This window comes from Pseudomonas sp. 7-41, assembly GCF_021233075.1.
Lineage (GTDB): Bacteria > Pseudomonadota > Gammaproteobacteria > Pseudomonadales > Pseudomonadaceae > Aquipseudomonas > Aquipseudomonas veronii.
Map to the genome: position 1 here is coordinate 6,187,377 of NZ_CP089551.1, position 12,624 is coordinate 6,200,000.

A 12,624-nucleotide genomic window follows, 5' to 3' on the forward strand; every position below is an offset into this window, starting at 1 on the left:
TCCTCCTGGCGGAGCAGAGAGCGGGCCAAATAGCCCCGCTCTCGATTCGCGTCACGTGTTATTCGGTTTCCAGATCGATATCGATGCCGAGGGAACGAATTTCTTTGATCAACACGTTGAAGGACTCGGGCATGCCCGGCTCCATACGGTGATCGCCGTCCACGATGTTTTTGTACATCTTGGTCCGACCGTTCACATCGTCCGACTTCACTGTGAGCATTTCTTGCAGAGTGTAAGCAGCACCGTATGCTTCCAGTGCCCAGACCTCCATCTCCCCGAAACGCTGACCACCGAACTGAGCCTTACCACCCAGCGGCTGCTGGGTAACCAGGCTGTACGAACCGGTAGAACGAGCGTGCATCTTGTCGTCTACCAAGTGGTTCAGCTTCAGCATGTACATGTAGCCAACAGTAACCGGGCGCTCGAACTTGTTGCCGGTGCGGCCGTCGAACAGCTGCATCTGGCCGCTTTCGGGCAGGTCTGCCAGTTTCAGCATGGCCTTGATTTCGCTTTCCTTGGCACCGTCGAACACCGGGGTAGCCATTGGAACGCCGCCGCGCAGGTTCTTCGCCAGATCCAGGATTTCCTGGTCGGAGAAGGTATCCAGCTCTTCTTTGCGGCCGCCGATCTCGTTGTAGATCTCGTGCAGGAACTTGCGCAGGTCAGCAACCTTGCGCTGCTCTTCGATCATACGGTTGATCTTCTCGCCCAGACCTTTGGCCGCGAGGCCCAGGTGGGTTTCGAGGATCTGACCAACGTTCATACGCGAAGGTACGCCCAACGGGTTGAGGACGACGTCGACCGGGGTGCCATTGGCATCGTGCGGCATGTCTTCAACCGGCATGATCACGGAGACCACACCCTTGTTACCGTGACGACCGGCCATCTTGTCGCCCGGTTGGATGCGGCGACGGATTGCCAGGTAAACCTTGACGATTTTCAGCACGCCTGGAGCCAGGTCATCGCCCTGCTGCAGTTTGCGCTTCTTGTCTTCGAACTTGTCGTCCAGCAGACGGCGGCGATCGACGATGTAGGCCTGGGCCTTCTCGAGCTGCTCGTTCAGAGCGTCTTCAGCCATGCGCAGTTTGAACCACTGGCCGTGCTCAAGACCGTCGAGGACTTCGTCGGTGATGTCCTGACCTTTCTTCAGGCCCGCGCCGCCTTCGGCCTTGTGGCCTACCAGAGCGGAACGCAGACGTTCGAAGGTCGCGCCTTCAACGATACGGAACTCTTCGTTCAGGTCCTTGCGGATCTCGTCGAGCTGGGTCTTCTCGATGGACAGTGCACGAGCATCACGCTCAACGCCGTCGCGGGTGAAGACCTGTACGTCGATGACAGTACCTTTGGTACCGGTCGGTACGCGCAGGGAGGTGTCTTTAACGTCGCTGGCTTTTTCACCGAAGATGGCACGCAACAGCTTCTCTTCCGGAGTCAGTTGGGTCTCGCCTTTCGGAGTGACCTTACCGACCAGGATGTCGCCTGCGCCAACTTCAGCACCTACGTAAACGATACCGGCTTCGTCCAGCTTGTTCAGTGCAGCTTCACCCACGTTCGGGATGTCTGCAGTGATTTCCTCTGGCCCAAGCTTGGTATCACGCGCCACACAGGTCAGTTCCTGGATGTGGATCGTGGTGAAGCGGTCTTCTTGAACCACACGCTCGGACAGGCAGATGGAGTCTTCGAAGTTGAAGCCGTTCCACGCCATGAACGCGATACGCATGTTCTGGCCCAACGCCAGTTCACCCATGTCGGTGGACGGGCCGTCAGCCATGATGTCGCTGCGCTGAACGCGATCACCCTTACGCACCAGCGGACGCTGGTTGATGCAGGTGTTCTGGTTCGAGCGGGTGTATTTGGTCAGGTTGTAGATGTCGACACCGGCTTCGCCAGTTTCAACTTCGTCATCGGCAACACGCACCACGATACGGCTGGCATCAACGGAGTCGATCACGCCGCCACGACGAGCCACGACGCAAACGCCGGAGTCACGGGCTACGTTACGCTCCATGCCGGTACCTACCAGCGGCTTGTCAGCACGCAGGGTCGGTACAGCTTGACGCTGCATGTTGGAACCCATCAACGCACGGTTGGCGTCATCGTGTTCCAGGAACGGGATCAGCGACGCGGCGACCGAAACTACCTGCTTGGGCGATACGTCCATCAAGGTGACGTCTTCCGGCGCCTTGACGGTGAACTCGTTCAAGTGACGAACAGCTACCAGCTCGTCGACCAGGACCTTCTTCTCGTTCATCGTGGCCGAAGCCTGAGCGATCACGTGATCGGCTTCTTCGATGGCGGACAGGAATACGATCTCGTCGGTGACCAGAGCGTCTTTCACCACACGGTACGGGCTCTCAAGGAAGCCGTACTGGTTGGTGCGCGCATAGGCGGCCAGGGAGTTGATCAGACCGATGTTCGGACCTTCCGGCGTTTCGATCGGGCAAACACGACCGTAGTGCGTCGGGTGTACGTCACGAACTTCGAAGCCAGCACGCTCACGGGTCAGACCGCCCGGGCCCAGTGCAGATACACGGCGCTTGTGGGTGATCTCGGAGAGCGGGTTGTTCTGGTCCATGAACTGCGAGAGCTGGCTGGAACCGAAGAACTCTTTCACCGCCGCAGCCACTGGCTTGGCGTTGATCAGGTCTTGCGGCATCAGGCCTTCGCTTTCAGCCATCGACAGACGCTCTTTGACCGCACGCTCAACACGTACCAGGCCAACGCGGAACTGGTTCTCGGCCATTTCGCCTACGCAGCGAACACGACGGTTACCCAGGTGGTCGATGTCATCGACGATGCCTTTGCCGTTACGGATGTCGACCAGAGTCTTCAGGACCGCAACGATGTCTTCCTTGCACAGCACGCCCGAACCTTCGATCTCGGTACGACCGATACGACGGTTGAACTTCATCCGGCCGACCGCAGACAGGTCATAGCGCTCAGGGCTGAAGAACAGGTTGTTGAACAGGGTTTCGGCAGCGTCTTTGGTCGGTGGCTCGCCAGGACGCATCATGCGATAGATCTCGACCAGCGCTTCCAATTGGTTGCTGGTGGAGTCGATCTTCAGGGTGTCGGAGACGAACGGACCGCAGTCGATATCGTTGGTGTACAAGGTCTCGATGCGAACAACCTGGGCCTTGGCGATTTTTGCCAGGATCTCGGTGTTCAGCTCGGTGTTGCACTCAGCCAGGATTTCGCCTGTGGCCGGGTGAACGATGACCTTGGCGGTCGTGCGACCCAGGACGTAGTCCAGAGGCACTTCCAGCGACTTGATACCGGCTTTTTCGATCTGGTTGATGTGGCGCGCAGTGATACGGCGGCCGGCTTCAACGATGACCTTGCCATTTTCGTCCTGGATATCCAGGACAGCAATTTCACCACGCAGACGCGAAGCGATCAGTTCCAGGCTGAGGGTTTCGTCCTTCAGGCTGAACACGTTGGTGGTGTAGAAAGCATCAAGCACTTGCTCAGTGGTATAGCCGAGCGCGCGCAGCAGTACCGAGGCCGGCAGCTTGCGACGACGGTCGATACGCACGAACACGCAGTCTTTCGGGTCGAACTCGAAGTCCAACCACGAACCACGGTACGGAATGATCCGCGCGGAGTACAGGAGCTTACCGGAGCTGTGCGTCTTGCCGCGGTCGTGGTCGAAGAACACGCCCGGGGAACGGTGCAGCTGGGAAACGATAACACGCTCGGTACCGTTGATAACGAAGGTACCGTTTTCAGTCATCAATGGGATTTCGCCCATGTAGACTTCTTGCTCTTTGATGTCCTTGATCGCTTTGTTCGACGATTCTTTGTCGAAAATGATCAGACGGACTTTTACCCGCAAAGGTACGGCGTACGTAACACCGCGCAACACGCATTCTTTGACATCAAATGCCGGTTCGCCCAGGCGATAACCGACGTACTCCAGCGCAGCATTGCCGGAGTAGCTGATGATCGGGAAAACGGATTTGAAGGCCGCATGCAGGCCCACGTCGCGGAACTGATCTTTGGTCGCTCCCGCCTGCAAGAATTCACGATACGAATCCAGCTGGATAGCCAGAAGGTACGGGACATCCATGACGTCCGGCAACTTGCTAAAGTCCTTGCGGATACGTTTTTTCTCAGTATATGAGTAAGCCATCAGCGTTCCCCAGCTTGGTCACCTGCTTGTTTGGCCCTCCCGACGGGAGCAGCCAGAAAATCTTGCAAACCCCTTGGTTTGCACCACCGCACCGGGTGGCTACAGCACGTTAATGGCGGCGACCGAGTCGACAGCCAAGAACGGAAAAAGGCCGGTGGCAAGAGCCACCAGCCATCAGCCTTCAGCTTAACGCTTGGGCTGGAGACGCAAGGTCGATGCTTACTTCAGCTCGACTTTAGCGCCTGCTTCTTCCAGAGATGCTTTGGCTTTGTCAGCTGCGTCTTTGGCAACAGCTTCCAGAACCAAGGCAGGAGCGCCGTCAACTACAGCCTTGGCTTCTTTCAGGCCCAGACCGGTCAGTTCACGAACTGCCTTGATCACGTTTACTTTCTTCTCGCCAGCTTCCAGCAGCATGACGTTGAATTCGGTTTGCTCTTCAGCAACAGCAGCAACAGCGGCTGGGCCAGCGGAAGCAGCGGCAGCAGAAACGCCGAATTTTTCTTCGAAAGCTTTGATCAGCTCAACAACCTGCAGAACCGACATTTCAGCTACGGCGTTGAGGATATCTTCTTGGGAGATAGACATTACTGTATTTCCTGAATTGGGGGACGGCCTACGCGGCCATCGAAATAAACAAAAATACGCGAGAGAAAATGCTCAGCCTTAGGCTGCGGCAGCTTCTTTTTGCTCGCGAACTGCAGCCAGAGTACGAGCCAGCTTGCTGGTAGCGCCTTGAATCACGCTCATCAGTTGCGAAATAGCTTCGTCACGGGTCGGCAGTGTTGCCAGTACGTCGATTTGGTTAGCTGCGAGGAACTTGCCCTCGAACGCAGCTGCCTTGATCTCGAACTTGTCCTGACTCTTGGCGAATTCCTTGAACAAACGGGCAGCAGCGCCTGGATGTTCTTTGGAGAACGCGATCAGAGTCGGGCCGGTGAACACGTCGTTGAGGACACTGTATTCAGTGTCAGCAACAGCGCGCTTGAGCAGGGTGTTACGTACAACACGTACGTATACGCCAGCTTCACGAGCCTCTTTACGGAGTCCGGTCATAGCGCCTACTGTCACACCACGGGCATCAGCCACGACAGCGGACAGAGCAGCTTTGGCAGCCTCGTTGACTTCAGCGACGATGGCCTTCTTGTCTTCGAGATTAATTGCCACGGGTTTAACTCCTGCTTGTTACCGTTTCATCTGGCCGAAGCCGGATGTCGTTTTGGTGTCTGATTCGGTAAGGAACCGGGAGCACCATCTGCGTAGGCTTGAGGTTTAAGACTTGCGTCGCCTACGGTCTTGGATAGCCCCCGCCAGGCAGGGACCCCAATTTTTTCAATTGGCGCGATCGCTCACGCCAACTTGTGTCTTATACGTCCAGCGAGCCTTGGTCGATGACCAGACCTGGGCCCATAGTGGTGCTCAGGGTAACGCGCTTGACGTAGATGCCTTTCGAGGAAGCTGGTTTGATACGCTTCAGATCAGCGATCAGGGCTTCAACGTTTTCCTTCAGCTTGACGGCATCGAAGCCGACTTTGCCAACGGAAGTGTGAATGATGCCGTTTTTGTCGGTGCGATAACGAACCTGACCAGCCTTGGCGTTTTTAACCGCGGTAGCGACGTCTGGGGTTACGGTGCCGACTTTTGGGTTAGGCATCAGGCCACGTGGACCAAGGATCTGACCCAACTGACCTACAACGCGCATTGCATCCGGGGAAGCAATAACGACGTCATAGTTCAGGTCGCCGCCTTTCATTTCGGCAGCCAGGTCGTCCATGCCAACGCGATCGGCGCCGGCGGCCAGAGCAGCTTCAGCTGCTGGACCTTGGGTGAAGACAGCAACACGTACAGTCTTGCCAGTACCGTGTGGCAGCACAGTAGCGCTACGAACGACCTGGTCGGATTTACGTGGGTCAACACCCAGGTTCACAGCAACGTCAACCGACTCGCTGAACTTGACAGTCGACAGCTCGGTCAGCAGGGCAGCAGCGTCTACAAAGTTGTAGGCCTTGCCTGCTTCGATTTTGCCGGCGATAGCCTTTTGGCGCTTGGTCAGCTTAGCCATTACACACCCTCCACGTTAAGGCCCATGCTACGAGCAGAACCGGCGATGGTACGCACGGCTGCATCCATATCAGCTGCAGTCAGATCCGCGTTTTTGGTTTTCGCGATTTCTTCCAGCTGAGCACGAGTCACGGTGCCAACCTTAACGGTGTTAGGACGAGCGGAACCGCTAGTCAGACCAGCAGCTTTCTTCAACAGAACCGAAGCCGGGGTCGACTTGGTTTCGAAGGTGAAGCTACGGTCGCTGTATACAGTGATGATCACTGGAGTCGGCAGACCTGGCTCAAGACCCTGAGTACGGGCGTTGAAGGCCTTGCAGAATTCCATGATGTTCACGCCGTGCTGACCCAGAGCTGGACCGACGGGTGGGCTAGGGTTGGCCTGAGCGGCCTTCACTTGCAGCTTGATGTAAGCGGTAATCTTCTTGGCCATGAGGCACTCCAATTACGGGTTCGAACGCCTCGAAAGGCTCCCCGGTTACTTGCGCGTTTATCCCAGTGACGACAAAACCCCACAGCCTAGGCTGCGGGGTTGGGATGCTTGCTCAGTTAGACCTTTTCGACCTGACTGAACTCCAACTCTACCGGAGTAGAGCGTCCGAAAATGAGCACTGCCACTTGGATCCGGCTCTTTTCGTAGTTAACTTCTTCGACGGTGCCGTTGAAATCAGCAAACGGACCATCGGTGACACGAACAACCTCACCTGGCTCGAACAACGTCTTCGGCTTAGGCTTGTCGCTACCGTCAGCAACACGACGCAGAATCGCTTCTGCTTCTTTGTCGGTGATCGGAGCAGGCTTATCGGCAGTACCGCCAATGAAGCCCATGACACGAGGGGTATCCTTGACCAAGTGCCAAGTACCTTCATTCATGTCCATCTGAACCAGCACGTAGCCTGGGAAGAACTTGCGTTCACTCTTGCGCTTCTGCCCATTCCGCATTTCAACCACTTCTTCAGTGGGAACCAGAATTTCGCCGAAGCCATCTTCCATGCCTGCCAGCTTTACGCGCTCCAGCAAAGAGCGCATAACATGCTTCTCGTAACCCGAGTAAGCATGCACAACGTACCAACGCTTAGCCACGGGACACCCTTAGCCAACAATCAAGGAAACAAGCCAGCCGAGCAGGGAATCAAGCCCCCACAACAGCAACGCCATAACCAGAACAACAGCCACAACAATCAACGTGGTCTGCGTGGTTTCTTGGCGAGTCGGCCAAACGACTTTACGAATTTCGGTGCGAGCTTCCTTTACCAGGACCGCGAAAGACTTGCCTTTGGCAGTCTGCAGGCCTACAAAGGCAGCTACAGCAGCGAGGGCGAGCAAAGCGAGTACGCGGTACAGGATCGGCGAAGCAGAATAGTACTGATTGCCAACAACGCCTACGACCACCAATGCGACTACGGCGAGCCACTTGACCAGATCGAAACGAGAGCTTTGAGCTTCAGCCTTAGGAGTCATCTATGAAGATCCTGTGAAAAGAAAGCCAGATACACCACGTGAATCTGGCAGGTCAGGAGGGAATCGAACCCCCAACCTACGGTTTTGGAGACCGTCGCTCTGCCAATTGAGCTACTGACCTAAAACAAAATCAGGCCGACCATTATGCAGGCCTGAAAAAGACTTTACAACAGCCAACCCCTAGAGACTTGAAACCAACCGGCGAAAACGCCCGTTACAACAGAATCAAGCCGAGATAGCCGTTAAAACAAAGGCAGATATTTTCATATCTGCCTTGTTATATGGAGCTCTTGAGCGGATTTGAACCGCTGACCTCACCCTTACCAAGGGTGTGCTCTACCAACTGAGCTACAAGAGCAAAACACGCTGCACAACCTGCAAACTTGGAGCGGGTAGCGGGAATCGAACCCGCATCATCAGCTTGGAAGGCTGAGGTTCTACCACTAAACTATACCCGCGGAGCCTGCAGCTCACGCTAAAAATGGTGGAGGGGGAAGGATTCGAACCTTCGAAGTCGTAGACGTCAGATTTACAGTCTGATCCCTTTGGCCGCTCGGGAACCCCTCCTAAGCGAGCCGGCATTCTACATCATGCCAGCCTTCTGTCAAGCATTTTCTCATTAAAAATATGAGGTTAGCTGCATTGACCTTCGCTTCACACTGTAGGCCTTAAAGGTCTTCACTGCGAAGCGGGCGCCATTCTATGCAAACTATTCGAGAGTTGCAATGCCTTCGCACAGCATTATTTTATGTTTTAACTCATTGAATTCCTTAGCAAGGTTTTCAAACGGCAGATCCTCAGCCAGACGCCGGCTTTCAGGGGCCACACGAAGCCAGTAACCGGACGCCTCAGATGTGCTCAACAGTTGAACCTTGACCTTTATATCCAGGCTCGTGAGGCGCTGCTCAAGCGACTGCGCCTGGCGCTGGTCGGCAAAGCCGCCGATGTATAAGCAGGTATTCTGCGCCTCGGGCGCTTTTGCTCGGTCACGCCGGGACACCGAGTCCGAGGACTCGCTTAGCAGCCGAATATCCTGCTGAGGGCCACGATACAGACTCAGGGGCGTGACATCCTTGGCGCGCAACGGCGCCTCTTGCTGATGCCAAACGTAATAGAAGGCATTAAGAACGAGTAAAAGCAAAAACAGCCAACGCATAAACACCTCAGGACAATGGACACGCCATGGCCAGACCAACGAAAACCAGGTCCGGGATCAACCGCGCCTGCGGCACGGCGTCCGAGACCAGATCAGCATCCCCACCCGTCAGGAATACGGTGAAATCATCACCCCAGTAGCTGCGGGCCAACTCGAGCTGGGTCAACACGAACCCCCTGAGCATCAGCGTACAACCACGCTCGACAGCCTCCGCGGTCGTGCGCCCGGGGGAGAGCCGCTCCAGGGCACGCTCAGCCGCCGCGTCGTCGTAGCGTATCTTGCGGGTGTGCGTGCGCAACTGGTTGCGCATCAATGGCATGCCGGGGCAAATGAAGCCGCCCAGGTGCTGGCCGTCTGCCGCGATGAAATCGGCGGTGGCTGCGGTACCAAAATCGAGTACCAGGCACGCGCCCGGAGCCAACTTGAAGCCGCCCAGCATCGCCAGCCAGCGATCAAGACCAAGGCGTTCGAAGTCTTGGTAGCCATTGCGCACGCCAGCCATCTCACGCGCGGGGACAGCACAGGAGACGACAACACCGAAAGCCCCTTGCAAAGCCTCGACCAGCTTATTGGTCTCTTCTGAAGCCCGAACACTCACCAATCGGCAACGCGCCAACGACAGGCCTGGTAGCGCTGCCAGGCTTTCAATCAATGCGAGGTCCGACCCCACAACACCTTCGGCGCAAGCTTTCGCCTGATCCGATTCAAGTACGCGCCATTTGATAAAGCTATTCCCACAGTCGAGCTCAAGAATCATCACGCAACCTCAGGCTTAGCTCACCACCGCTGTATATTTTTTCAACACCATCGACGCTCAAACGCAACGCACCCTGGCGGTCGACCCCCAGAACCACCCCGTCAACCTGATTGACTCCAGCAATGAGGGACACCACCCTGCCCTGCCACAAGTGATTCTGCTCCCACTCCTCCTGAAGCGCCGCAAAGCCGGAGGCGGCGTGTCGCTCCAAGTAACGTTGCAGCTGCAGCCCCAGCCGCGCCACCAGTAGATTGCGATCTACGGGAGAGCCCGTTTCAAGCTGCACCGACGTCCACTGCTGATCGATTGCCGCGACTTTCTGCATATTTACGTTGATGCCGATCCCGAGCACAACGTGACAGATATCAGCAGGATCGCCGACCAACTCCAGCAGGATACCGGCAATTTTCTTCTGCCCCACCAAGACATCGTTTGGCCATTTCAAGGCGGCTCCTTGCACGCCCGACTCGCGCAAGGCCTGCATGACCGCAAGCCCCACAACCAGGCTCAACCCCTCTAGCTGCCGCAGACCGCCCTCGATGCGCAGCACGAGGCTGTAATACACATTCTGAGCGAACGGGCTGACCCACTTGCGCCCCCGTCGACCTCGCCCGGCGCTCTGCTGCTCGGCGAGCACCAGGAATGGTGCCGCGCAACCCGCATCGACAAGGCGCAAGGCTTCAGCATTGGTGGAGTCAATAGAATCGGATATGTGGACGGGCCATGCCAGAGAAGGCGCCTTCAGCGCGATGTCTTCGGCATTCAAGAACACCAGCGGCGATGCCAACTGGTACCCCCTGCCACGCACTTTGTGGATGGGCAGGTTTAACTCAGCCTCAAGATGCTGAAGCTGCTTCCATACAGCACTGCGACTGACGCCCAGGGCAGCGCCCAGCGCTTCCCCGGAGTGGAATCGACCATCTTTCAGAAGTTTTAACAACGTCAGCATGCAAGTATCGCCTCACAATGAGGCACGCATGATAGCCATGCGCAGGGTCATTGCATAGAAAGGCCGGGCCTTAGCACTGACGTCCGTCGCAAAGAGCCACTTGACCTTTTCGACCGCCCAAAACAAAACCCCTGTCTGCGCGAGCAAACAGGGGTTTCGGAATTTAATCTTGACGATGACCTACTCTCACATGGGGAAACCCCACACTACCATCGGCGATGCATCGTTTCACTGCTGAGTTCGGGATGGGATCAGGTGGTTCCAATGCTCTATGGTCGTCAAGAAATTCGGGTACTGAGTCGTGGCCTGTTGGCCTCGCTTCAGCAAATTGGGTATGTGATAGCTTTCGGTGTTTTGTAAGAGTCGAACTTTCGGTTCGTTTCGTCTTCACACACCGCAATCTGGTCTCTTTCGAGTTCGCAAATTGCTTGGGTGTTATATGGTCAAGCCTCACGGGCAATTAGTATTGGTTAGCTCAACGCCTCACAGCGCTTACACACCCAACCTATCAACGTCGTAGTCTTCGACGGCCCTTCAGGGGACTCAAGGTCCCAGTGAGATCTCATCTTGAGGCTAGTTTCCCGCTTAGATGCTTTCAGCGGTTATCTATTCCGAACATAGCTACCCGGCAATGCCACTGGCGTGACAACCGGAACACCAGAGGTTCGTCCACTCCGGTCCTCTCGTACTAGGAGCAGCCCCTCTCAAATCTCAAACGTCCACGGCAGATAGGGACCGAACTGTCTCACGACGTTCTAAACCCAGCTCGCGTACCACTTTAAATGGCGAACAGCCATACCCTTGGGACCGGCTTCAGCCCCAGGATGTGATGAGCCGACATCGAGGTGCCAAACACCGCCGTCGATATGAACTCTTGGGCGGTATCAGCCTGTTATCCCCGGAGTACCTTTTATCCGTTGAGCGATGGCCCTTCCATACAGAACCACCGGATCACTAAGACCTACTTTCGTACCTGCTCGACGTGTCTGTCTCGCAGTCAAGCGCGCTTTTGCCTTTATACTCTACGACCGATTTCCGACCGGTCTGAGCGCACCTTCGTACTCCTCCGTTACTCTTTAGGAGGAGACCGCCCCAGTCAAACTACCCACCATACACTGTCCTCGATCCGGATAACGGACCTGAGTTAGAACCTCAAAGTTGCCAGGGTGGTATTTCAAGGTTGGCTCCACGCGAACTGGCGTCCACGCTTCAAAGCCTCCCACCTATCCTACACAAGCAAATTCAAAGTCCAGTGCAAAGCTATAGTAAAGGTTCACGGGGTCTTTCCGTCTAGCCGCGGATACACTGCATCTTCACAGCGATTTCAATTTCACTGAGTCTCGGGTGGAGACAGCGCCGCCATCGTTACGCCATTCGTGCAGGTCGGAACTTACCCGACAAGGAATTTCGCTACCTTAGGACCGTTATAGTTACGGCCGCCGTTTACCGGGGCTTCGATCAAGAGCTTCGCGTTAGCTAACCCCATCAATTAACCTTCCGGCACCGGGCAGGCGTCACACCCTATACGTCCACTTTCGTGTTTGCAGAGTGCTGTGTTTTTAATAAACAGTCGCAGCGGCCTGGTATCTTCGACCGGCATGAGCTTACGGAGCAAGTCCTTCACCCTCACCGGCGCACCTTCTCCCGAAGTTACGGTGCCATTTTGCCTAGTTCCTTCACCCGAGTTCTCTCAAGCGCCTTGGTATTCTCTACCCAACCACCTGTGTCGGTTTGGGGTACGGTTCCTGGTTACCTGAAGCTTAGAAGCTTTTCTTGGAAGCATGGCATCAACCACTTCGTCATCTAAAAGATGACTCGTCATCAGCTCTCGGCCTTAGAATCCCGGATTTACCTAAGATTCCAGCCTACCACCTTAAACTTGGACAACCAACGCCAAGCTGGCCTAGCCTTCTCCGTCCCTCCATCGCAATAACCAGAAGTACAGGAATATTAACCTGTTTTCCATCGACTACGCTTTTCAGCCTCGCCTTAGGGACCGACTAACCCTGCGTCGATTAACGTTGCGCAGGAAACCTTGGTCTTTCGGCGTGGGTGTTTTTCACACCCATTATCGTTACTCATGTCAGCATTCGCACTTCTGATACCTCCAGC

General features: G+C 55.8%; 10 protein-coding genes, 4 tRNA genes and 2 rRNA genes (1 of these 16 cut by a window edge). All 16 read right to left on the bottom strand.

Annotated features, from left to right (window positions below):
• Positions 1-58: 58 nt before the first annotated feature.
• On the bottom strand, positions 59-4,132 hold the full coding sequence (gene rpoB / locus LQ249_RS28250; protein WP_017848798.1) for a DNA-directed RNA polymerase subunit beta: 4,074 nt from the start codon (positions 4,130-4,132) through the stop codon (positions 59-61).
• A 219-nt stretch (positions 4,133-4,351) separates the two neighbouring features.
• Positions 4,352-4,717, bottom strand: a complete 366-nt coding sequence (gene rplL / locus LQ249_RS28255; RefSeq protein ID WP_057005470.1) for a 50S ribosomal protein L7/L12 — start codon at positions 4,715-4,717, stop codon at positions 4,352-4,354.
• A 78-nt stretch (positions 4,718-4,795) separates the two neighbouring features.
• Positions 4,796-5,296, bottom strand: a complete 501-nt coding sequence (rplJ, locus tag LQ249_RS28260) for a 50S ribosomal protein L10 (protein ID WP_016969477.1) — start codon at positions 5,294-5,296, stop codon at positions 4,796-4,798.
• 199 nt (positions 5,297-5,495) lie between these two features.
• Positions 5,496-6,191, bottom strand: coding sequence for a 50S ribosomal protein L1 (rplA, locus tag LQ249_RS28265; protein WP_003232403.1), 696 nt, complete (start codon positions 6,189-6,191; stop codon positions 5,496-5,498).
• The gene (rplK, locus tag LQ249_RS28270) at positions 6,191-6,622 is read right to left on the bottom strand and encodes a 50S ribosomal protein L11 (protein WP_003176435.1); all 432 of its coding nucleotides are present in this window, start codon (positions 6,620-6,622) and stop codon (positions 6,191-6,193) included. The genes rplA and rplK overlap by 1 nt, the downstream gene beginning before the upstream one ends.
• A gap of 116 nt (positions 6,623-6,738) precedes the next feature.
• A complete protein-coding gene (gene nusG, locus LQ249_RS28275; RefSeq protein ID WP_003176436.1) occupies positions 6,739-7,272 on the bottom strand; it encodes a transcription termination/antitermination protein NusG in 534 nt (177 codons plus the stop codon).
• Positions 7,273-7,281: 9 nt separating this feature from the next.
• Complete coding sequence (secE, locus tag LQ249_RS28280) at positions 7,282-7,650, bottom strand: preprotein translocase subunit SecE (RefSeq protein ID WP_003194658.1); 369 nt, start codon at positions 7,648-7,650, stop codon at positions 7,282-7,284.
• 45 nt (positions 7,651-7,695) lie between these two features.
• Positions 7,696-7,771, bottom strand: a tRNA-Trp gene (locus tag LQ249_RS28285).
• Between the two features lie 161 nt (positions 7,772-7,932).
• Positions 7,933-8,008, bottom strand: a tRNA-Thr gene (locus tag LQ249_RS28290).
• Positions 8,009-8,034: 26 nt separating this feature from the next.
• Positions 8,035-8,108, bottom strand: a tRNA-Gly gene (locus LQ249_RS28295).
• Positions 8,109-8,132: 24 nt separating this feature from the next.
• A tRNA-Tyr gene (locus LQ249_RS28300) sits at positions 8,133-8,217 on the bottom strand.
• A 142-nt stretch (positions 8,218-8,359) separates the two neighbouring features.
• A complete protein-coding gene (locus tag LQ249_RS28305) occupies positions 8,360-8,806 on the bottom strand; it encodes a hypothetical protein (RefSeq protein ID WP_126586793.1) in 447 nt (148 codons plus the stop codon).
• A 7-nt stretch (positions 8,807-8,813) separates the two neighbouring features.
• Entirely contained in the window at positions 8,814-9,563 is a 750-nt protein-coding gene (locus tag LQ249_RS28310) for a pantothenate kinase (protein WP_046381876.1), read from the bottom strand.
• Complete coding sequence (gene birA / locus LQ249_RS28315; RefSeq protein WP_169882233.1) at positions 9,553-10,512, bottom strand: bifunctional biotin--[acetyl-CoA-carboxylase] ligase/biotin operon repressor BirA; 960 nt, start codon at positions 10,510-10,512, stop codon at positions 9,553-9,555. Before birA ends, LQ249_RS28310 begins: the two co-directional genes overlap by 11 nt.
• Before the next feature lie 167 nt (positions 10,513-10,679).
• A 5S ribosomal RNA gene (gene rrf / locus LQ249_RS28320) occupies positions 10,680-10,795 on the bottom strand.
• A gap of 156 nt (positions 10,796-10,951) precedes the next feature.
• Positions 10,952-12,624: ribosomal RNA gene (locus tag LQ249_RS28325) — 23S ribosomal RNA — on the bottom strand; it runs 1,219 nt beyond the window's last position.

Excerpts from the sequence above, each read along its gene's own strand:
- rpoB (WP_017848798.1), bottom strand. The coding sequence starts at position 4,132 with ATGGCTTACTCATATACTGAGAAAAAACGTATCCGCAAGGACTTTAGC.
- rplL (WP_057005470.1), bottom strand. The coding sequence starts at position 4,717 with ATGTCTATCTCCCAAGAAGATATCCTCAACGCCGTAGCTGAAATGTCG.
- rplA (WP_003232403.1), bottom strand. The coding sequence starts at position 6,191 with ATGGCTAAGCTGACCAAGCGCCAAAAGGCTATCGCCGGCAAAATCGAA.
- rplK (WP_003176435.1), bottom strand. The coding sequence starts at position 6,622 with ATGGCCAAGAAGATTACCGCTTACATCAAGCTGCAAGTGAAGGCCGCT.
- secE (WP_003194658.1), bottom strand. The coding sequence starts at position 7,650 with ATGACTCCTAAGGCTGAAGCTCAAAGCTCTCGTTTCGATCTGGTCAAG.
- LQ249_RS28305 (WP_126586793.1), bottom strand. The coding sequence starts at position 8,806 with ATGCGTTGGCTGTTTTTGCTTTTACTCGTTCTTAATGCCTTCTATTAC.
- LQ249_RS28310 (WP_046381876.1), bottom strand. The coding sequence starts at position 9,563 with ATGATTCTTGAGCTCGACTGTGGGAATAGCTTTATCAAATGGCGCGTA.
- birA (WP_169882233.1), bottom strand. The coding sequence starts at position 10,512 with ATGCTGACGTTGTTAAAACTTCTGAAAGATGGTCGATTCCACTCCGGG.